Genomic DNA, 19,811 nt, shown 5'->3' on the forward strand with positions numbered 1-19,811 from the left:
ATGAAGTTCAAAACGTTAGTAACAGCCTTTTGCCTGTTTAGCTTGCCGCTTTCAGTTTCTGCTGAGGTTGACTCTACACAAGCATTGGTTTCAAAAACACAGCAGGCCCAGAAAGCGCAGCGTGCACATAACGTACAACGTGAAGCCGGATTTAACCAAACTGAGCAGGGTATTCGTACTCAACGTGATGCATTGCTTGCCCAGCGAAAAAAACTTCAGCGTGAAACTGAACAACTGAGCAAGACGTTCAGCGAAAACGAAAATCGACTTTCAATGTTGGAAGAACAGCTTCGTTTAGAAACGGGTAGCCTGGGTGAGTTATTTGGTGTTGTTCGCCAGTCAGCCAAAGAACTGAACGCTGAAATGGATTTCTCGGTAACAGGGGTTGATAGCGCGGGGTATGCATCTGTTGTCAATCAGATTGTTGATGCCAAAGCATTGCCTTCGATGACTCAATTAACGGGGTTGTGGCAGGGCATGGTTGAGCAAATTCATGCCAGCGCAGAACTTGCTCCCGTCTCTGTTCCGTACATAAATGGCGAAGGGTATAAAACCGACGTTGAAGCCTATCGCCTGGGCAGCTTCGCATTGGTTGGCGAGCAGGGTTATGTTCAATGGAATAGTGTTCGTCATGTCGCTAAGCCTTATTTAAAGCAACCTGAAAAAGGGCCGGTTTCTGCTGATTTGGCTCGTATGAGTCAAGCTGGCCTAATGCCACTGGTTGTCGATCCTTCCCGCGGTATGATGCTTGAGCAATTAGCAAATACCCCTTCGATAAGGGAGCGTCTTGAGCAGGGTGGTGTTGTGGGTAAGATCATCTTAGGCTTATTGGCGATTGGCGCGATTATTACGCTGTTCCGTGGCTCTAAGCTGTTTATTGCCCGTCAACAAATTAAAGCGCAATTAAAGAAACCAGAGCAGCCTGGCAATAACCCGTTAGGTCGTGTTATCGGCGTGTATGACAAAGAACAAAATCGTAGCGTTGAGGCATTAGAATTACGTTTGCTTGAGACCATTGTTGATGAACAGCAAAGTCTTGAAAAGGGCTTATCGATGCTGAAATTGCTTGCGGCACTGGCACCGATGTTAGGTCTGCTGGGTACGGTGACGGGGATGATCGAAACCTTCCAGGTGATCACCCAGTTTGGTAACGGTGATCCTAAAGTGATGGCGGGCGGTATATCAATGGCGCTTATCACGACGGTACTTGGCCTTGTTGCGGCAATGCCACTGCTGCTTGCGCATAATATTTTGAGCACTCAAGCCGATACCATCCGAAATATTCTGGAAAAACAAGGGATCAGCCTTGTTGCAGAGCAGGCTGAAAAAGTAGGAAAAGCAGCATAATGGAAATCAGTCTTTTACAAGCCTGGTGGTTCTCATTATCGCAATTCATGAACCAGGGCGGCCAAATATTATGGTGGTTGGCTGCCGTGGTAATGCTTTGTTGGTTGCTGGTGGTTGAACGGGTTATCTACCTGTTCTTCCAGTATCCGAAGCAGAGAAAAGCCTGGCTAGCGAAATGGCATGACCGTGATGATCAAACATCATGGTATGCCCATGCAATGCGCGAAGGCTGGTTAAATGAAGCCCGTACCGCGTTAAATCAAAACTTGAATTTGATCAAAGTGCTGGTGGCCATTTGCCCAATGCTTGGCTTGCTCGGAACGGTTACCGGCATGATTTCTGTGTTTGATGTGATGGCGACGCAGGGCAGCAGTCAACCTCGTTTAATGGCCTCAGGTATTTCACTTGCGACTCTGCCAACAATGGCCGGAATGGTAGCGGCACTTGCCGGTATGTTTGTTCATGCTCGTCTTTCTAAAGCTTGTCACATGCGTGAACTTAAATTAGAAAAATTATTAAGGAGCCAATGATGAGACTCAGTCGTCCGTCTTCTGCTCGTGAAGAAGCACAAATCGATATGACATCCATGTTGGATATTGTTTTTATCATGTTGATCTTCTTTATTGTTACAAGCTCATTTGTTCGTGAATCAGGTGTCGAGGTAAATCGCCCGCAGGCCAGCAATGTTGTAAGCCAGAAAGATGCAGGGATCTTTATTGCCATCACATCAGCCAATGATATCTATATCGACAAACGTGTGGTAGATGCTGAACGTGTAGAGGCGACACTTGAGCACCTGCTGCTGGAACAGCCGGAAGCATCGTTAGTGATCCAGGCTGACGAGCATGCCTATAACGGTACTGTGGTAAAAGTGATGGATGCGGCGAAAGGTGCTGGGGTACAAAATATCGCCCTGGCTGCGGAGAAGCGTTAATGTTTTCTGTAGCTCTACGGCTTGTGGTTGCACTGCCGGTATCGACAGCTGTGGCATTGGGATTGTTCACTTTTATGGCGTGGATGGTTGATAACGGCCAGCAACGTGCACCTGAACAATCTCAAGTGCTGGCGTTTGATATCGTGATGGTTGAGCAAGAACGCGATGCTCAGCGTCGCCAGCGTGCTTTACCGGAAAAACCGGATACACCAGAACCACCACCGGAAGCGGTGCCAACCAGTTCGCAATCTGTGACGGCGACCCCCACGCCAGCCATGCCCAATCTTGCATTGGACACTGCAATTTCTGGCTTGGCGATTAATGTTCCTCAGTTCTCTGATTTTGGTGCCAATCAGCAAGCGATGCCGTTATATCGGGTTGAACCACGCTATCCTGCGCGTGCAATGAAAAAAGGTGCCGAAGGTTTTGTAGTGTTGTCTTTCACCATCGATCCTCAGGGGCGTCCAACCGATGTTAAAGTGCTTGATGCTAAACCTCGGCGTTTATTTGAAAAAGAAGCCATTCGGGCGTTACGCAAATGGAAGTATCAGGCAAAGGTTGTTGATGGAAAAGCTATCGCGCAAGTGGGCCAAACGGTCCGACTGGAATTTAAGCTAAATAAATGATTAAGATGAAGAAAGTCGTTATTGCTCTAGCCTTGATGCTGTGTGCACCTGTGAGCATAAATGCAGAGGAACTCTCTCAGTTTACTGCCGGCAAAGTACAGCGTGCGCACAATTTGCAACAAGATGAAAAGCTGAATGAAGCCATTGCGCTACTTGCTGGGTTAGATCCTTCTCGTGCTTACGATAAAGCGTTTGTTAAGCGTATGCTCGGCATCTTCTATTGGCAGAAGGGCAATACCGATAAAGCCATAGATAATCTGTATTATGCCGTCAAAAGTGGCTTACTGAATGACGAGCAAGCATGGGTTACGCAACGTATGTTAGCCGACATTCTATTATCGAATGAGCAGTTTAAAGCCGCTTTACCACATTACTATGCCTTAACAAAGCAGATCCCGGAGACTCAGAAAGCCGATGAATTATGGTTGCGCATCGCGCAAAGCCATTATCAGCTAGAAGAGTGGCAACAGGTACTGTCGGCGTTAAACCGTTATAAGTCGTTTCATCAGAAAGATGATATTCAGCCCCTGACCATCAAGTTAGGTGCACAGCTTCAGCTGAAACAGTGGAAGGGAGCGATTCCGACGCTGAACCGTTTAATTGTGCTAGAGCCAAGTAAAACAGTCTGGTGGCAGCAACTGGCAGGTATTCAATTACGTATCGGGCGCTCATCAGATGCGTTAGAAACTCTGGCTCTGGCGAGGCATCAGGGGGTAGCGTTAAGTCAGCAAGATCTGAAAACCCTTGCTCAGCTCTATGCACAAGCTGGTATTCCTGAGCGTGCTGCAATCTTGTTTGATGAGTTAGATGGTAGCCATCAGAATGCTGATTTACTGTCTGAACAAGCAATGTATTGGCAGATGGCAAAAGAGTGGGATAAAGCTATCTCTGTCTGGACCTTAGCGGCAAAGTTAGATAATAAACATCGCTGGGCGCTGGCCCAATTACTGCTTCAGGAAGGTCACTATCATAAAGCGCTTGTTGAGCTGGATAAGGTAAAACGTAAAGACAAGAAAGTGGCTGTAGAGCTAGCTAAAGTGCGGGCCTATTACAAGCTGGAAGATTTTGAAAAAGCGATTATCCATGCCAAGCTTGCAAACAATATAACACCATCTGCCGCGTCAAAAAGCTGGATCAAATATTTGGATCAGCTCCGTCATATGCAGAAGTGATCTTACTTCGCTTCAAAACTCTTAGCTTTCTAGCATCGCCTGATGGACTCTGCGATAGGTGATGCTTGCCGAAGCAATGTTGTAACCAATCCACAGCCAATTTAGCATCATCAGCAGGCCAATGCTTGCTGTGACAAGCGGATAACAGAGTGAGATAGCAATACTCGCCATACTCAGCAGGTAAAGCCGGAACTGTATCTTACTTTGCTGTCTGCTGATCAGGCTGTAGTGATCTGGTAACAACATCATCGCGTTAGGCTTGCTCATGGCAATAGGCTGAAGATGCAAGCTGATCAGAAATGGTACGATCTTGAGTAGCATCCCCTGGATCACGCCAAGTACAAAACCCATACCGATGAGAAGGGCAATGAAAACCTCAATTCTTCCCTGTAGCTGAAGGGGTATTAATGGCAAGGCAATCATCAACAGACAACCACAGATCAGGCTCGAATAAGCCCACTGCCAATAATTAACAACAACGTCAGGAAGCTTGCGTTTTCGATTGCGAAGCCGATTTAAGCCCGTTACGGCATACATGGTGCCAACTGTTGCGATCAGTGCGCTACTGACGTAGAGGCTTAACTGAAACACGATCGCCAAGGCGATTGAAACAAGGCCAATAACAAGCATTAAAGGCAGAGCAATACGCCAATACCGAGGAAATTCAGGCGTTACATGAAACATTGGAATGACCTGAAAGCTCACGGCCATGATCAGCAATAATACCCAACCAAATATACCTGTACTCGCATGAAAATGGGTGAGGTTCTTGCCTGTGATCGGATAATAGCCCCAAAGATACCCAGCCAGCAGCAGTAATCCTGCAAGCAAGACGAAGGCCAGTGCCAGGGCTGCCAGCAGAATAGGAACTCGGGTCTGCTGACCGGCAGCTTGACGGAATAATACTCCCAGCAACGAAATAATGAAGTAACCCAAGCTGAGCGCTAACAATAGGAAACTGGCACCAAAGGTGGGCCACCCAAAAAATCCTGCACTCAGTGCCAGGGTGCCGAGCACGAGACCTGTTTGCATGAGAATTAAAGGCAGGGGAGGGATTTTAATGGGCGCTCCGCATAACACCGGCATGATTTGAAACAGCGAGCCGATCATAATCATTGCCATCATTCCAATAGCGACAAGATGGGTGATCGCTAAAGAGGCTGGCAACCAACGCCCCAGCCAGATATTTTCGCCTTGCCATATCAGCAAAACTGAGGCAATAACGGCAAAAAACGGAGCTGTCAGGTAAAAACGAATCGGCACGTCCAGCCGTGGGATGGCATCGAAGTTAAGTCCAGTCAGTCGCATTGCTATGTCTCATTAATCTGTTAAGGGCTAGCTTGTCACCTTTGTGCCAAATCCAAATATGGTGTTTCCCTTCACCCTCTTCGGTATGGCGGTAATCAAACTGCTGCTGTTCTAGGATAGAAAACAGAGGAACGGGTTCGCGCCTGTGCTTGACGTGCAGCAGCTGACCTTGATGCAGGTTCGTGAGGATCTGACAGATCTCCTGCATCGGTTGAGGTGGTTCAAGTTCACTGACATCCAGAGTGATTACAGCGGTCATAAGATCTGCAGTCTACATTATGGTTTCGTGGTAACGGGTTTGGCTTTCATCTGAGCAACGAGCTCTTCACCATTTGCCAGATGCGCATCAGACATCGGATAGAGCATTTGTTCTTCTTTCATATTGTGCTGTTGGATGAGTAGCATAGTACTTTCAACAATACCCATTGCACGATCAGAAGCCTTCTCGCTAATGGCTTGCTGCATTTGGCTGAAAAGGGCTCTAACCATGGTATGTTCCTGGCGCATGACCATGGTCGGTCCGGAGGTCATGCCCGTTTTAGCTTCAAATTCGGGAAACAGGATCTCTTCTTCCAGATCAAAATGATGCAAGGTTTCAGCTTCGAATTGATTCCATTTGTTGCTAAATTCAGCCCAATTGCCTTCAGCTAAAGGCCCTTCAGCCTCAACTAGCAGGTGATCGCAATTTCTGTGATGTTCAGTCATAAAATTTTTGATGATAGCCATATGCACCTCGCGTGTTAATGATGGAATATTATGATGGGTGGTCATTTCTTACTATAACGAATCCTACCGCACTAAAGGTGCATATCAAATGTCTCTTTAGTGGTAATACCTATAAGCTTGATCAATATCAGCATTGACTTAGATAATTGTATACCTGAGGAAAGTGTCAGCCGGAAGAATTGATAGTCATAATGTTATTATGGTAAATGTAATGGGTGATATCGACATCGTGATACCAAATTGACCAGCTGCCTGGTTAAGCACAGCCCGCTTCTTAATTTGGTATTGTTGGAGATAGGCACATGGAAAATCTTGAAAAGGCTAAGGCACTATTTACACAGCCGTTAACCTTGGAGGAGTTGCGCAAGCTTGACCAATTGGAGCGTCAGTCAAAAGGGAAAGAAAGGATGTTTATCGGTGCATTGTGGGATGCCGCTTATGCCGCGGTTGATCCCATCGTCTTGCATCAGGCTCGTGTTGAGGGCTTGTTGTAATTTAGCTGTATTTTAGAATACTGCAGGGAGATCCGTACTATGTCTCCCTGCTTCTTACCTGCATCAGGTCTCGCAGAAACCGTCCACTTATCATTGTTCATCACCAGTTCTTGCCAATCCTATCTTTGCAAAACTGTCTAGATGAGTTAAAACAAGCAATTCCCCCCCACAGTGAGCCAGACTAACGTCTATTTTGCGGATGCCCCCAATCTGTATAGAAAGGAATTTCCTTATGCTGCATTGCATTCCGTAGGTGGTTGACTGTATCAGCCTCCAGGTTCGCCTTCGGTCAGGATGACTGAAAAAATCTCCCTGTCTCAACTGATCAGGCAGCATCAACTTCTATTGTAAATTAATGTCTTATCTAATTTATTTACATTATACCCAAGTTACCTCAAGATGCAGGGTTCAGAGTGATGCCAGCCAGTTCAATTCTAGGAAAATGTGCGAAGGAATGGCTGGTCCTTTTGAGTGCATTTGACACAGAAGTGGGCAGGCTGGATCACTCCCGAAGGGCGAGTTTTCCAGGCACTAATATTGCGTTGCGGATTTTTGATGTAGAGCACTATATCTGCAAATCAGCGCCTGACCTTAGTGCCTGGAAATTCTCGCTGAAACGAGCATCTTGAGGTTACTTGGGTATAGAAGGTTGGGAATGGAAATGACGTATTCTGAAGTAATGGCACTACCAGTAAAAGAGCAAGGACCTTTGCTTAAGCCTCTGGCAGAGGCTAAAGATAATGATGCCTGCCTAGAGTATGCAAAGTTGATTTTTGCAGACAAATACAGTGGGACTCAATCTGAAGGACAATCGAAAGATGATGCAAAAGCAGAAGCACGTTCAAGGGCAGTAACATTTCTACATGAAGCCGCTCAACGTGAACACCTACCAAGCATTATTTTAGGACAGGATGCCGTTTTCTTGGGGCGCCGAGGTGGATTTGGCAAAGTTCTTTGTAAAGTGAACTTCACTAAAGCGATTGAATTTCTAGATATTTGGTTGGCACAAGAGCCAGAACCTGATGTTCGTGCACTCGTACTATTCCGAAAAGGCCTATGCCTTAAACTCATGAATGCGGAAACTCCCTGGGATGACGTGAAATCATTGTGGGAGCAAGCTGCCCAATTGAGCGGTGAGTATGCTATTGCTGCCAGCGCTCATCTAGGCGTCTATCATTATGACAATGGACGTTATGAAGAAGCGATCCCATTGCTTGAAAAAGCAAAAAACACATCCATGATGGCTGCTACACACCTTATGTTAATTCATAAAAATCACACAAAGTCTGAGGAAGATTACAAAGAATGCTCCGACATTTGTTTAGCGCTGTGCAACACCAAACCTAAGCCTGGCCAAACCTAAGCCAACAAAATGCAGCCTATGCTCAAGCCGTGGTAATTGAAGCGCAGAAGTGAGTATATGTCCAACCCAAATGAGCATTAATCTGAAGGCACGGAGTTGGGTTGTTTCCCTCACTGCATTAGGCTATTAAGATGGTAATGTCATGCAGAAAACAGCTCGGTCTGTAAGAGGGGGCAGGGGATGAATATGCGTATTGGGTTAATAATACGATGATAGATAGAGACAGTATCTATCAAGATAAAAACCGTACTGATCCGACAGAGTTTGGTGCGGGCTTAAAATATCACGCCACCGATGATTTTAGTATTTCGGTCGAAGCTGGAGGTGAGGTTATTGATAATGAAACCATAGCGGTTGATAGTGGCTCGGTGGTGTTTGAGCTTAGCTACTAAGATCTGCAGCCCCTAATGTGTTTACCACAGATTGGGGCAAGAGGTTATTGCTTTTTTTGTAGTTATCAGTTCGGTATAGAGTTAGTGAACACGGACAAAATGATTTTGGACAATCGCGTCTAGGAAGGTTTCACTCTTAACCAGCTCAAAATTGAGTGGAGCCTCTAAGTCACCAAATAATGGTGCGCCACCACCAAGAAGCACAGGCATGGTGGTGATAATCATCTCGTCGATTAGATCTTCTTTAAGAAAATTCTGAATAGTGACACCGCCATCAATATATAAGTTCTTGAACCCTTTCTCGTTGAGTTGGTTAACGACATCTTTAAGCGGGCCACTAACAAGAAAGACTTTATCTTCATAGCCTTCAGGCACTGAAGTCATTGTATTGCTCAGTACAAAGACAGGTTTGCTGTATGGCCATTCCACATCGAAGCTTAAAATCATTTCAAGCGTATTACGGCCCATCACCAATGCATCAATGCGGTCAAAGTGTGCCCCATACCCCATATCAGAACCCTCGGGGTTCGGAATAGCGTGCAACCAGTCTAAACCGTCATTCCTATCGGCAATGTATCCATCTAAACTTGTTGCAATAAAAACACTATTTGACATTTTCGACTCCAATATGAGTATAAATACCTTCTGAACTTGGCATTTTCCTCGGCTTTGTATAAAATATTCTACACTGTAGAAATTGATAAATAGTCTAACGAGGTAATTGAATGTCTGTCAAGGAGAAAAAACGCGGTCGACCAAAAGGGGCAAGCGGTCAACTGAGCACTCAAGCCATCATGGATATGGCTAAGACCTTGACGCAAGAGGAAGGGAAAATTCCAAGTATTCGTAAGCTGGCTTCGAATTTAAATGTTGATGCAATGGCGATTTACCATTACTTCAGCAATAAAAATGCGCTATTAGAAGCCATTACGACTTCGCTAATAGAAGATATCTATGAACCGAAAGTGAGTGATAACTGGAAGTCAGAACTCAATCAATTATGTGGTAGCTATCTAACCTTATTAAACAATTACCCTGGATTACTGGAAACGCTCCTCACTATGAATTCCAAAAGCCCTGCGGCCGTATTTGTTGAGCGATTTAATGTTGTTACAGAACCATTGAATTTAGATGCTGATTCTGCAAAGAAAGCATTGGATTTATTGGTTGATTACCTTCATGGTTTTGCACTTGCGTTAAATTGCAGTGGCAACCAATCGACGCTGAAGGTTGGCATGTTTGAAGGGCCCCTCGATATGTATTGTATTGCTCTGGAAAATGTTAAGTAGACAAATTGAATTGGGAATGAGTTGGTATAGCTTGTTTGTCATGATTTACCTCATTAAGGATTGTACTCACTTAATGATCTTATCCCCTTTAAAAATACCGTTTGATTGCCAGGAAATATCAAGTAGCTTTGCCATATCCATTTTATTGATGGCACGTACCCACGTCTCAAATTCATCAAGCTTCCCGCGGCATACACGCCACCGACAAGGGCTCCAACAGAGCATCCGGAAATGGACTCGATTTGAAAGTCATTTTCTTCAAGCCAGCGAATAACCCCGATATGCGCCATACCTCTGGCCCCACCGCTTCCCAGAACTAAAGAAACACTTTTCTTTCCTGTGGTTCGCATCCTTTTGAATCCTTTACCGAATGAATACATTAACAACGGCTCAAAGTGTGAAGCATTTTCGCAGCAAAATACAGCCTTGGTGATTTCTGTTTACGAAACACTTGATAAACTAGACACATGATGAGCCGACGCCTTATCCTTGCACGTTAGAAAGAAGCCAGGTGGGAGTGTTTGGATCCTTTAAGAGGCGAGCAAGAAAATATGACCATGCGAATTATTGATCTAAAACTATTCATCAAGGTAGTTCAACTAGGCAGTTTTACCGCGGCAGCCAATGCTTTGGATGTGCCCGCAGCAAACGTCAGCCGACGCATAAAAGATCTGGAAAAGTCATTCAGTGCGCAACTGTTTCACCGTACCACTCGAAAGTTGCGTCTGACTCAGCAAGGTGAGGAATATTACAACGAATTGCTCCAGGCTTTGGATGCGCTGGACAAAGCCAACAATATACTCATCTCTCCCAGTGATAAACCCGTCGGAAAAGTAAGACTTGGCTTACCGCCAGAGAGCGATATCGCCGTCCACCCAATCCTTGTTCGATTTCAGGAACAATACCCGGACATCGAGATGGATGTGCGTTTTACGTATAGCAGCCACTCAGAAATTATTGATAAAGGACTGGATGTGGCGATGTTCGTGGGCAAGCAGCCAGATTCAAGATTAGTGGCACGCCATGCCAAGAAAATCAGCCGAATTATGGTGGCCAGCCCGGAGTATATAGAGCAGTACGGCCACCCTAAAGATCTGGATGAGATTGCTAAACATCACCACTGTATTTGTTATCGCTGGCCGGATGGGTCTTTGGATGATGTCTGGGATCTGGTGGAGAGAAAAATACAGGTTTCAACCCGCCTCTCCAGCGATAACTTCGGCTACTTATACCGTTCGGCCCTTGCCGGACAAGGTATTGGTTTTCTCCCTGTGCTGCTCCTGAGACAGGATTTAGAATCTCATAAACTGGTTCAGATTTTACCTCAGTTTCAATCTAAGCAAGATGACGTCTGGTTGCTATACCCAGACCGTCGCGGCGTCAGTCGCGCCGCTCGGTTATTAATTGATTTTTTGCTAGAGGAGTCCAAGTACATCTGACTATTTTCACGTTTTTCGTGAAAATGTTTCACGCTAATCGCTAGTTATCAGTACGTCACACTCTTATAGACTTGGCACCCATTACTCATGGGAACCAAGAATGATGTACAAATTAATTACCACTCTGACACCGTTATCAGTGTTGTTATTGGCAGGTTGCTCTGATGCACCTGCGACCACCATCGATATATCCCCCCGTCCAGTTCAGGTTATTGAGCTGGGCAGCAATCAGTCAACATCGTTTAAGCGTTTTTCCGGAGTTCTGGAAGCCGAGCAATCGGCTGATTTGGCGTTTCGCGTCCCCGGTACTATGCAGGAAGTACTGGTTAAAACGGGTCAGAAAGTGTCCGCAGGACAGATCATTGCTCGCTTAGATCCCCATGATTATCAAGTAACTGTCTCAGAATTAGAAGCTCGCTTAGAAGAAGCGCAGGCAGCACATCAATTGGCAAAGAGTGAACGCCAACGTGTTAGACAAGCCACTAATGATGACGCGCTGGCCGCTGTGAACTTAGACCGTGCAGAAAGTGGCTATAAACGCAGCAAAGCCATGGTAAAAGTGGTGAAACAAAACCTGACAAAGGCCAAGGACGCACTGAGTTACACTGAGTTAACGGCGCCATTCGATGGTGTGATCGGTCAACGTATGCGTGATCAATTCGAGCAAGCTACACCTGGTTTGCCCATTTTTACCCTGCATCAACCACAAAAACTGCAAGCGGTGATTGATGTGCCAGAAAGCCTGGCAAATCAATTTACTGTTGGCCAAACAGCCCAAGTATCCTGGTACGGTTCAAAACAGGTCGTTAGCGCGCAACTTAAAGAAGTCAGCACCTTGCCCGATCCTATTAAACAAACATATCGGGTCACTTATAAAATGGATGAAGGCGTTCAAGGCCTTTTACCGGGAAAATCGGTAGTGGTGTCATCGGCGACGAGTCAGGAAAATACATCACTCTATTGTCTGCCTTATTCAGCCTTGTTTGTCGAAAAAGGGGATCAAAAAGTCTATGTCGTAAATTCTGATCAGATTGAAGCTCGCCGTGTTGTGGTTCAATCTTTAGATGCCAAAAATGCTTGTGTTGAAAATTCACTCAAGCAAGGCGATAAAGTCGTGGTGTCTGGTGTTCACTTTCTAAAGGAAGGTGACGCTGTCGGTGCAATCAATATTGTGCGTCGAGAGAGAGGTGTGTGATGAATTTAGCTGAATTTGCCATTAAGCAACGCACCTTCGTGATGTTCTTTGCTGTGTTGTGCATCGTTGCTGGCTTTGTTTCTTACTTCAAGCTTGGGAAATTAGAAGACCCGACTTTTACGGTGAAAAGTGCCATGGTGGTGACCTTATACCCGGGCGCATCGGCAGAAGACGTTGAGAAAGAAGTCACCGACAAAATGGAAACCAAGCTGCAAGAAATGGGTGAGCTTTGGAAGCTGCGTTCTCTGTCTAAACCGGGCATGTCGATAGTTTTCGTGGACTTGTTTGAATCGGTGAAATCGAGCGAATTGCCACAACAGTGGGACTTACTGCGTCGAAAAGTGGATGACGCCAGTTTAATCATGCCCCCGATGGCGCAAATTAGCATCGTACAAGATGAGTTTTCTGAAGTCTACGGCATGCTATTTGCCGTGTATGGCGATGGTATTGAACCCGAGGATCTGCGTTTGCATGCCAAAGAGCTGCAACGTCGCCTGAAAACCGTCCAGGGGATCAAGAAGATAGAGCTGCAAGGCGTGCGAAACCAAGTCATCCATATTGATTTACCTGAAGAACGTTTAGCCAACTTAGGCTTTTCGTCCGCCCAAGTGTGGGGACAACTTAACAGCCAAAATATGACGTATGACGCAGGCAGCTTTGTGGCTGGGACTGAGCGTATTCGTGTTAATCAAAGCAGCGCGTTTCAATCGGTGGAAGACATCAAAAACTTTACCATCAAGGGGGGAGTGAGCAAACTTGGCACAGGTCTGATCCGTTTAGGTGATATAGCGGATATTACAATCGATTATCAAACTCCAGCTCAGTCCATGAGCCGTTTTAATGGTTATGACGCAGTAACGCTAGCAGTCAGTCCTGTCGACGGGATCAATGTGGTTTCTCTGGGAGCGAGTATCAATCAAATCATTGCCGAATATCAGCAAACGCTGCCTGTTGGTGTGGAAATTGGCACTGTGGCGTTCCAGCCCGAAGAAGTGAATAAAGCGATTAATAACTTTGCGATCAATGTGATTGAGAGTGTGTTAATTGTTGTAGTGGTACTTTGGGTCTTTATGGGACTGAAAAGCGCGTTGATTGTCGGCGGTTGTTTGCTGATTACCATATTGATGACTTTGTGCTACATGTACGCGGCAGACATTGCCTTGCATCGCGTGTCACTGGGAACTTTCATCCTTGCATTAGGGATGCTGGTAGATAACGCTATTGTGATCACCGACATGTTCATCGCCAAGTTGAATAAAGGCATTAAGCGAACAAAAGCAGCGGTGGATTCGGTAAAAGAAACTAAAATCCCGCTATTGGGGGCGACAGTGATCGCCATTATGGGGTCAAGCCCAGTACTGTTCTCAGAAACCGATGTGGGTGAGTTTACCGGCTCTGTATTCTCAATCATGTGTTCATCACTGTTACTTTCCTGGCTGGTAGCAATGACACTGACTCCGCTGATGTGCTGGCTATGGATTAAACCGTGCAAGAAAAAGCAAAACAATAAGTCGGAAACTCAGCCGACGCTGTTTAACAAAGCCATTACCTGGACTGTGGGTAACCCGGCAAAAACACTGATGTTAATGCTGCCGCTGCTCGTTGCCACGGCATTGTCGGTGCCATACATAGCATTGAACTTTATGCCAAGCTCGGATCGTCCACTGGTGTTCCTTGATTATTGGCTGCCGAACGGTGCCAAGATTGAGCAAACCTCTGCAGACATGAATAGCGTAGAGCAATGGCTACTTGAACAACCCGAGGTAGAAAGCATTTCAACCTATGTAGGGATGAGCGCACCTCGTTTCTCTGTGACGGTTGAGCCTGAACCATTTGATTCGAGTTACGGCCAAATTTTGATCAACACAAAGGATTACGACTCGATTAAAACCCTAGTCACACGAGGTGATGTGTGGTTAAAAGCGACGTTTCCTAATGCCGAGCCTCGTTTCCGTCCGATGAAGATGGCAACCAAAGATAAATTCAGCATTGAAACGCGTTTTATCGGCCCTGATCCGACGGTACTACATCAGCTTTCTGAACAGGCTCAAGCCATTATTGCAGCGCATCCTAATACCAAGTATGTCCGTGACAACTGGCGCCAGCAGAGCAAAGTGCTGACGGCGATCATCAACCAGGAACAAGCGCGTCGTGCCGGGCTCAATCGCGCTGATATTGCGGTGGCTATGAAGCGTGCTTCAGAAGGGGTGACTCTTGGTCAGTTACATCAAGGCGATGAGCTTATTCCAATCAAACTGCGTAGTCAAAATGCCGATATTGGTTCACTGGAAACATTGCCGGTTCGTTCCTTACTCGGTATGTACAGCGTACCTCTGGGCCAAGTGGTCAGCGGTTTCGAGATGACAACGGAAGAAAGTATGATCTGGCGGCGTAACCGCTTGCCGGCCATTACCGTTCAGGCCGATGTGCAGGGGAAAACTGTTTCGGATGTACGTAAGGAATTGGCCGCAGAAATTGAAGCGATCGAATTACCTGAAGGCTACCAGTTTGAATGGGGCGGTGAATATTACGACGAGGATCGCACCGTTACAGATATTTTCAACCAACTGTCGAAAGCGCTGTTGATTATGGTGATTATCATGGTAGCCCTGTTTAACGGGTTTAAACAACCAACTATCATCTTGGTCACGGTACCACTGGCCGCCTGTGGTGTGTGCCTGAGCCTGTTGGTATTTGATAAACCGTTTGGCTTTATGGCCTTGATTGGTGCAATAACCTTGTCAGGCATGATCATCAAAAACGGCATTGTACTGATAGATCAAATCGAACTGGAAAGAAGCAATGGACGTAGATTAGATGATGCCATTATTAAAGCCACAATGAATCGAACTATGGCGATTTCCATGGGGGCGCTGACAACGGCACTGGGTATGATCCCGCTCTTGTCTGACCGTCTGTTTGACCAAATGGCTGCCACCATTATCGGCGGCCTGGCTGTCGCCACTGTACTTTCGCTGTTCGTGATGCCGGCGCTATACCGTCTGTTCTACCGAGAGGTGCCCCAACCGCAACAAGAAACACACCCAGAGGAACTACAACATGAAGCTATCTAAATTAACGCCGATAGTGCTGGCCATGGTTCTTGCTGGTTGTGCGGTTGGGCCTGATTACCAGCCTCCTGAAATGACCCTTGATACAGAATATCTGTATCAGAATGTGCAAGGTATGAGTTCCGGCCAGCTAGAAGAAAAAACAACATGGTGGATGCAGTTTAACGATCTCACTCTCAACGCGTTGGTGGCTGAGGCCCAGCAGCAGAACATTCCGCTGAAAATGGCAGCGGAACGAATCAAAGCGGCACAAGCTTATCAGCAGGCAATTGAGTCTTTCAAAGTGCCAACGGTAAGTTTGGGCGCAGGGTACACCACTTATCAATTTAGTGAAAACGATCCTCTGCTTGGCTCGGCAATATCGAGTGATAACCCTTTTGGAACGGCTTTGATCAACAAACAATACGATGGGGTTTTCGCAGGTGCCGCGATTGCGTGGGAATTGGATCTGTTTGGTCGTATCGACAAGCAAGCGCAAGCAGCATCGATTCGCAAAGAGCAGGCCGAGCTGTACCGTCACGGTTTAACCACCATGATCTCCGCCGATGTGATCCACAATTACCTGCAGATGCGTGGCGCCCAAGAGCGGAAAGCCATTGCACTTTCGACCATTGTAGACCAAAAACGAACTTTACAAATCGTCGAGCGAATGGTCGCCAGTGGTTATGGTTCTCTGCTCGATTTATCGCGTGCCAAAGCTATGTTGGCGGTGACGCAATCGGTGATCCCACAACTGGACATTGCCACAACCGTGCATAAGCAGCGATTGGCCATTTTGTTGGGTAAAACACCAAAAGAGATGGAAGAGCGTTTGGGCGAATCTTCCATCATGCCGGAGCAGGAAGGTTTAATTCCAACCGGTTTGCCATCGGATCTGCTAAAATGCAGACCCGACCTGCAAATTGCTGAACGTGAAATGGCTGCCATTAATGCGCAACTTGGCGCAGCCGTCGCAAACAAGTACCCGAAACTCTTCCTAACAGGAACTCCTGGGCTGTTTGCCGGCGATTTTGATGATTTGTTTAGCAGCGATTCGGCGGCATGGATTGCCAGTGTCGGTGTCAGCTGGAATCTGTTTGATGGAGGCCGTAGTGATGCCATGGTTGGTATGCAGCAAGCCAGATTTGATGCCGCGGCATTAGGTTATCAGCAAGCGGTGATCAGTGCCTTTGGCGAAGTGGAAACCTTGCTCTACTCCTATGGCAGTAGTCAGGACTATCAGAAACTGGTGAATGAAGCACAGCTAGAAATAGATAAGGCCGTTTCCAAGGCGAAATCGCTCTATCGTGCCGGCCTCGCTGACCATTTGGCGGTACTTGATGCTCAGCGTCAGCAAAACCTTATGAAGGATCGTACCGTTGCCGCCAAGCTGCAAACCGCTCAAGTTGCTGTTGGCCTTCATAAAGCTCTCGGTGGTGACTGGTCGCTGGGAACGCCCGATTAAAACGATTGATGCAATATTGATTAATGTTGATCTTTTCATTATCGATTAGACCTACTTTAGCTATTAGCGGGGAGCCATTTATAGTGAAGTTTGAATGGTTCTCTCGCAACATGCTCATATATACTATATTTCGACCACATATTAAGCAGGTTGATTATGGGGTTGGTTCCGTTGTTAGGCTGCTGAAAAAATAGTAGGGAAAGATATGAACATATTAATAATAGGGGCTACTCGTGGAATAGGCTTTCAACTCCTTGAGCAGACTTTGATTGGAATTTAGGATACTTCTCTTTATGTCAGATCTTGATGCTCTGCGAATGAACGGAAGTTATATAGAAATCACAGAATGGGCGATTAATGATGTTCATAATCAATCATTAATCGCCTCATCCGGCTAAATAATTACTTACAAACTCAACAGGTCTTCAAGCAATGACTCTGCGTCACTGTAATCATACGTCACTTTTGTATTTTGGTTACGAATAATGATCATGGCTGAATTAAATATATGGGAATCATCAAGACATTCATCTGAAACGAAACCGATAGCATCATCAACAGATATAAATGACTTATTCTCTAAACCTGTATTTATCACACATTCATCAAACATTATGAAATCCTTTTCTTAAATCTTAATTGAATGAACCCACCATAATTAAAAGCAAGCTAATGTAACGTGCCACCTATGGTGAAGTCGACGAACAGTATTTGAGCGATCACATACTAGGTGCAAAATATGTTACTTCGTGATTCCCAAAATCAAGTAAGCATGCAAGCCGCCCATTACCTCAGTTACATACAGTCTAAGGCCTTACTGGCAAAAAAGTGTGCTGCAAGTCACGTTACGGTGAAATGCAGATCCGACGTCTTAAGTGTGAATGCGATCTGGATCACTCATCATGCGCAATTTACAGCAAGAAAAGAGAATTGGCCAAACCAGCTTCCAGTCAAATTATTCTGATAAGGCAAATAAACGCTCAATGTGAATCATGCCATTGAACTTCATACCAACAGCGTTCAAGCTTTAGGGGGATTGCGCATAAACAATACAGTTTGAGCCAGTTCCTATGCATCTTGGAAATCCTCCAAATTTGGAGAGCAGCTGTTTAGTGGATGGCATCATTTCTGAGGTCATTTTGACACGCTAGAAAAAGCGCCATTCTCACTTCTTCCCGATTGCGAGCGTTACAGAGCGAATAACTTTGTCGCTAGTTGTGGGACAGCGCTTTATCATTTGAGATACCTCTGAACTAACATGGTGATGGGTAGTTTTTATGATGGGAAGCCTCGCTCACAAGCTCCCATTTGCGAGCGTTGTGCAACCTTTGGCGGGAATTTTAAAGTCGATCTTCATCGCTCGCTTACAGGAAAAGATTCAGAAAGCTTAATCATATCTTTATCCTAATCTTCGTTTCAACTTACTTATAGAAGCATAATATTCCGAATGCAAAGTACCTCCTTGATGTTATGCAAAATAATTATGAATAATTACGCAAATAATAAAGTTAGTCATCGTGCTATGCATATAAAATCAGGCTCATAGTAAAAATAAAAAACAATAATATTAGAGCTTTATCTCTAAAGTTAAATATAAGTTACTTATATTTAACTCATTTCATCCAAACATTGAAACCAATTTATCATCCAATTCAGATAAACCAGCAAAAACACAGAAAGTGAAATTTAAAAAAACTTGCTTTTAGGTGCAAATTAAGTCATTAATACGAATGTTTTTATTAAGAAGGGACTTTTATGAAAAATATTGCCGAATTTATCGAGCAGCTTGAAAGTGGAAAACACCATTTCAATATCTGGGTATACTCCAGTAAAGGTCATTATTGTCAGTTTGGCACTCAGGTTAATAAACTGCGTACATACCAACTACAAAAAGCAATTGAACAGCATTTACAAGTTATAGTAGAAATGCATAACGATGAAATTGATAATGTTTTTCTTTTGTTACCTGAAGTACATATGGTTCTACCAGTGAAATTCCATGGTAATCAAGTGCTTTCAATAACTCGACCACTAGCAGCATAATCTGCTATCTATGCATTAGGGTATCGATAACGATTAAGAAACAAACTATGGCTAGGTTATTTCTGAATTGCTCTAATCAATAAAGATATAAATAAACAGACCCATTGGGTCTGTTTTCTTTTAACAAGTATTTTATATCAATCGTATTGTAGGAGTTAAAACAACAGACAATCACCTTATGCACAACCCCGCATACTGCCTGCATATGGGCAATAATTGTGGTGGAGACATGGAATTTAAAAAAACCTGGTTTAGCAAATCACTTTAACTTATGCGAAATATCAAGAGTAGACCAAAGGCTATAACAAACTTCAGTCCCATTCTTGCTTAGAGTTACTCACTTTTAGAACGCGCCAGTCATTTGTCCCAATTTATCTGATGCCTAGCTGTCTTTGCATGGTGTACGAAAACTCCCAGCCATAACCAATTTCCGACAACATGCTGGAATGCCCATAAATACGCACATGATGTGGAAAATAAAAGCGACATACTTCCTATTAATCTGTAACCACGCAATTCCGTCCTTGTGACTTGGCTTTATAAAGAGCATCATCTGCTCGTTTGATTAAGTGATTCCAAGATTCGTTCTTTCTACACTCAGCAATTCCAATACTGGAAGTAACATCTTCTGAAATGGCATAGAGACTTGACTCAATGGCAGCTCTCAGTTTTTCGGCCAAAACAGTTGCCCCTATAACCTCGGTACTAAGTGCCTAAGGAAAACCAAATTCATTAAGCTACACTTTTATTATCACCTGACACACGCCGATTGAACCGCACGATGCAATGTACTGTACAGCTAACTGAGTTTGAACGTCATACCCTACAGCAACTGTCGTTGAACCATATACACCGAGATATCCGCACTCGAGCCGCAGGAATATTATTATTAGCTCGTATGCTTACGCCTAAAGAGATCGGCGCTGAACTTTGTGTCACTCCAGAGTGGTATATAACTGGTACCACGC

General features: G+C 45.1%; 21 protein-coding genes and 1 pseudogene. 15 read left to right on the forward strand and 7 right to left on the reverse strand.

Annotated elements, in window-relative coordinates:
- Genes L4D76_RS25310 through L4D76_RS25330 form a run of 5 tightly spaced genes read left to right on the forward strand, consistent with a single transcriptional unit; the run spans window position 1 to window position 4,079 of the window.
- Window positions 1-1,347 (forward strand): MotA/TolQ/ExbB proton channel family protein, encoded by a 1,347-nt coding sequence (locus tag L4D76_RS25310; protein ID WP_428443636.1) that lies wholly within the window; start codon window positions 1-3, stop codon window positions 1,345-1,347.
- The gene (locus L4D76_RS25315; protein ID WP_428443637.1) at window positions 1,347-1,877 is read left to right on the forward strand and encodes a MotA/TolQ/ExbB proton channel family protein; all 531 of its coding nucleotides are present in this window, start codon (window positions 1,347-1,349) and stop codon (window positions 1,875-1,877) included. The genes L4D76_RS25310 and L4D76_RS25315 overlap by 1 nt, the downstream gene beginning before the upstream one ends.
- Window positions 1,877-2,281: an ExbD/TolR family protein gene (locus L4D76_RS25320; RefSeq protein ID WP_428443654.1), complete on the forward strand. Its 405-nt coding sequence runs from the start codon at window positions 1,877-1,879 to the stop codon at window positions 2,279-2,281. The genes L4D76_RS25315 and L4D76_RS25320 overlap by 1 nt, the downstream gene beginning before the upstream one ends.
- A complete protein-coding gene (locus L4D76_RS25325; RefSeq protein WP_428443638.1) occupies window positions 2,281-2,907 on the forward strand; it encodes an energy transducer TonB in 627 nt (208 codons plus the stop codon). Before L4D76_RS25320 ends, L4D76_RS25325 begins: the two co-directional genes overlap by 1 nt.
- Window positions 2,908-2,912: 5 nt before the next feature.
- Window positions 2,913-4,079 (forward strand): tetratricopeptide repeat protein, encoded by a 1,167-nt coding sequence (locus tag L4D76_RS25330; protein ID WP_428443655.1) that lies wholly within the window; start codon window positions 2,913-2,915, stop codon window positions 4,077-4,079.
- 21 nt (window positions 4,080-4,100) lie between these two features.
- On the opposite strand, the gene L4D76_RS25335 is transcribed toward L4D76_RS25330, so the two are convergent.
- From L4D76_RS25335 to L4D76_RS25345, 3 genes are read right to left on the reverse strand one after another with little or no spacing between them, the layout of a single operon-like run.
- Complete coding sequence (locus tag L4D76_RS25335; protein WP_428443639.1) at window positions 4,101-5,387, reverse strand: hypothetical protein; 1,287 nt, start codon at window positions 5,385-5,387, stop codon at window positions 4,101-4,103.
- Window positions 5,368-5,646 carry a DUF2249 domain-containing protein gene (locus tag L4D76_RS25340; protein ID WP_428443640.1) on the reverse strand — a complete coding sequence of 93 codons (279 nt, stop codon included), beginning with the start codon at window positions 5,644-5,646 and terminating at the stop codon, window positions 5,368-5,370. The genes L4D76_RS25335 and L4D76_RS25340 overlap by 20 nt, the downstream gene beginning before the upstream one ends.
- Window positions 5,647-5,663: 17 nt before the next feature.
- On the reverse strand, window positions 5,664-6,113 hold the full coding sequence (locus L4D76_RS25345; RefSeq protein WP_428443641.1) for a hemerythrin domain-containing protein: 450 nt from the start codon (window positions 6,111-6,113) through the stop codon (window positions 5,664-5,666).
- A 302-nt stretch (window positions 6,114-6,415) separates the two neighbouring features.
- Between L4D76_RS25345 and L4D76_RS25350 the strand changes: the two genes are divergently transcribed.
- The 3 genes from L4D76_RS25350 to L4D76_RS25360 all read left to right on the forward strand — a co-directional run bounded on the left by L4D76_RS25350 (window position 6,416) and on the right by L4D76_RS25360 (window position 8,362).
- A complete protein-coding gene (locus L4D76_RS25350) occupies window positions 6,416-6,607 on the forward strand; it encodes a hypothetical protein (protein WP_428443642.1) in 192 nt (63 codons plus the stop codon).
- 661 nt (window positions 6,608-7,268) lie between these two features.
- Window positions 7,269-7,970: a hypothetical protein gene (locus tag L4D76_RS25355; RefSeq protein ID WP_428443643.1), complete on the forward strand. Its 702-nt coding sequence runs from the start codon at window positions 7,269-7,271 to the stop codon at window positions 7,968-7,970.
- A 209-nt stretch (window positions 7,971-8,179) separates the two neighbouring features.
- Entirely contained in the window at window positions 8,180-8,362 is a 183-nt protein-coding gene (locus L4D76_RS25360) for a hypothetical protein (protein WP_428443644.1), read from the forward strand.
- An 81-nt stretch (window positions 8,363-8,443) separates the two neighbouring features.
- On the opposite strand, the gene L4D76_RS25365 is transcribed toward L4D76_RS25360, so the two are convergent.
- Window positions 8,444-8,977 (reverse strand): dihydrofolate reductase family protein, encoded by a 534-nt coding sequence (locus L4D76_RS25365; RefSeq protein WP_428443645.1) that lies wholly within the window; start codon window positions 8,975-8,977, stop codon window positions 8,444-8,446.
- Window positions 8,978-9,087: 110 nt separating this feature from the next.
- Between L4D76_RS25365 and L4D76_RS25370 the strand changes: the two genes are divergently transcribed.
- Window positions 9,088-9,651 (forward strand): TetR/AcrR family transcriptional regulator, encoded by a 564-nt coding sequence (locus L4D76_RS25370; RefSeq protein WP_428443646.1) that lies wholly within the window; start codon window positions 9,088-9,090, stop codon window positions 9,649-9,651.
- Window positions 9,652-9,723: 72 nt separating this feature from the next.
- On the opposite strand, the pseudogene L4D76_RS25375 reads toward L4D76_RS25370, so the two are convergent.
- Window positions 9,724-10,001 (reverse strand): annotated as a pseudogene (locus tag L4D76_RS25375) (patatin-like phospholipase family protein); the annotation flags it as partial.
- A 171-nt stretch (window positions 10,002-10,172) separates the two neighbouring features.
- On the opposite strand from L4D76_RS25375, the gene L4D76_RS25380 reads away from it, so the two are divergent.
- From L4D76_RS25380 to L4D76_RS25395, 4 genes are all read left to right on the forward strand, one after another.
- Entirely contained in the window at window positions 10,173-11,090 is a 918-nt protein-coding gene (locus tag L4D76_RS25380) for a LysR family transcriptional regulator (RefSeq protein ID WP_428443647.1), read from the forward strand.
- 100 nt (window positions 11,091-11,190) lie between these two features.
- On the forward strand, window positions 11,191-12,285 hold the full coding sequence (locus L4D76_RS25385) for an efflux RND transporter periplasmic adaptor subunit (protein ID WP_428443648.1): 1,095 nt from the start codon (window positions 11,191-11,193) through the stop codon (window positions 12,283-12,285).
- Window positions 12,282-15,359 (forward strand): efflux RND transporter permease subunit, encoded by a 3,078-nt coding sequence (locus tag L4D76_RS25390; protein WP_428443649.1) that lies wholly within the window; start codon window positions 12,282-12,284, stop codon window positions 15,357-15,359. Before L4D76_RS25385 ends, L4D76_RS25390 begins: the two co-directional genes overlap by 4 nt.
- Entirely contained in the window at window positions 15,346-16,800 is a 1,455-nt protein-coding gene (locus L4D76_RS25395; RefSeq protein WP_428443650.1) for an efflux transporter outer membrane subunit, read from the forward strand. The genes L4D76_RS25390 and L4D76_RS25395 overlap by 14 nt, the downstream gene beginning before the upstream one ends.
- 406 nt (window positions 16,801-17,206) lie before the next feature.
- Here L4D76_RS25395 and L4D76_RS25400 read toward each other — a convergent pair whose 3' ends face one another.
- The gene (locus L4D76_RS25400; protein ID WP_428443651.1) at window positions 17,207-17,413 is read right to left on the reverse strand and encodes a hypothetical protein; all 207 of its coding nucleotides are present in this window, start codon (window positions 17,411-17,413) and stop codon (window positions 17,207-17,209) included.
- A 1,142-nt stretch (window positions 17,414-18,555) separates the two neighbouring features.
- On the opposite strand from L4D76_RS25400, the gene L4D76_RS25405 reads away from it, so the two are divergent.
- Entirely contained in the window at window positions 18,556-18,843 is a 288-nt protein-coding gene (locus L4D76_RS25405) for a hypothetical protein (protein ID WP_428443652.1), read from the forward strand.
- 497 nt (window positions 18,844-19,340) lie between these two features.
- Here the strand turns inward: L4D76_RS25405 and L4D76_RS25410 are convergent, their stop codons facing one another.
- Window positions 19,341-19,538, reverse strand: coding sequence for a diguanylate cyclase (locus L4D76_RS25410; protein WP_428443656.1), 198 nt, complete (start codon window positions 19,536-19,538; stop codon window positions 19,341-19,343).
- Window positions 19,539-19,624: 86 nt separating this feature from the next.
- On the opposite strand from L4D76_RS25410, the gene L4D76_RS25415 reads away from it, so the two are divergent.
- Window positions 19,625-19,811 (forward strand): hypothetical protein (locus tag L4D76_RS25415; RefSeq protein ID WP_428443653.1); only part of this gene is annotated, 187 nt, incomplete at its 3' end.

The organism is Photobacterium sagamiensis (assembly GCF_050337085.1).
GTDB lineage: Bacteria > Pseudomonadota > Gammaproteobacteria > Enterobacterales > Vibrionaceae > Photobacterium > Photobacterium sagamiensis.

Bases quoted from the DNA above. Each gene is read 5' to 3' on its own strand.
- L4D76_RS25310 (WP_428443636.1), top strand. From the start codon at position 1: ATGAAGTTCAAAACGTTAGTAACAGCCTTTTGCCTGTTTAGCTTGCCG.
- L4D76_RS25315 (WP_428443637.1), top strand. From the start codon at position 1,347: ATGGAAATCAGTCTTTTACAAGCCTGGTGGTTCTCATTATCGCAATTC.
- L4D76_RS25320 (WP_428443654.1), top strand. From the start codon at position 1,877: ATGAGACTCAGTCGTCCGTCTTCTGCTCGTGAAGAAGCACAAATCGAT.
- L4D76_RS25325 (WP_428443638.1), top strand. From the start codon at position 2,281: ATGTTTTCTGTAGCTCTACGGCTTGTGGTTGCACTGCCGGTATCGACA.
- L4D76_RS25330 (WP_428443655.1), top strand. From the start codon at position 2,913: ATGAAGAAAGTCGTTATTGCTCTAGCCTTGATGCTGTGTGCACCTGTG.
- L4D76_RS25335 (WP_428443639.1), bottom strand. From the start codon at position 5,387: ATGCGACTGACTGGACTTAACTTCGATGCCATCCCACGGCTGGACGTG.
- L4D76_RS25340 (WP_428443640.1), bottom strand. From the start codon at position 5,646: ATGACCGCTGTAATCACTCTGGATGTCAGTGAACTTGAACCACCTCAA.
- L4D76_RS25345 (WP_428443641.1), bottom strand. From the start codon at position 6,113: ATGGCTATCATCAAAAATTTTATGACTGAACATCACAGAAATTGCGAT.
- L4D76_RS25350 (WP_428443642.1), top strand. From the start codon at position 6,416: ATGGAAAATCTTGAAAAGGCTAAGGCACTATTTACACAGCCGTTAACC.
- L4D76_RS25355 (WP_428443643.1), top strand. From the start codon at position 7,269: ATGACGTATTCTGAAGTAATGGCACTACCAGTAAAAGAGCAAGGACCT.
- L4D76_RS25360 (WP_428443644.1), top strand. From the start codon at position 8,180: ATGATAGATAGAGACAGTATCTATCAAGATAAAAACCGTACTGATCCG.
- L4D76_RS25365 (WP_428443645.1), bottom strand. From the start codon at position 8,977: ATGTCAAATAGTGTTTTTATTGCAACAAGTTTAGATGGATACATTGCC.
- L4D76_RS25370 (WP_428443646.1), top strand. From the start codon at position 9,088: ATGTCTGTCAAGGAGAAAAAACGCGGTCGACCAAAAGGGGCAAGCGGT.
- L4D76_RS25385 (WP_428443648.1), top strand. From the start codon at position 11,191: ATGATGTACAAATTAATTACCACTCTGACACCGTTATCAGTGTTGTTA.
- L4D76_RS25395 (WP_428443650.1), top strand. From the start codon at position 15,346: ATGAAGCTATCTAAATTAACGCCGATAGTGCTGGCCATGGTTCTTGCT.
- L4D76_RS25400 (WP_428443651.1), bottom strand. From the start codon at position 17,413: ATGTTTGATGAATGTGTGATAAATACAGGTTTAGAGAATAAGTCATTT.
- L4D76_RS25405 (WP_428443652.1), top strand. From the start codon at position 18,556: ATGAAAAATATTGCCGAATTTATCGAGCAGCTTGAAAGTGGAAAACAC.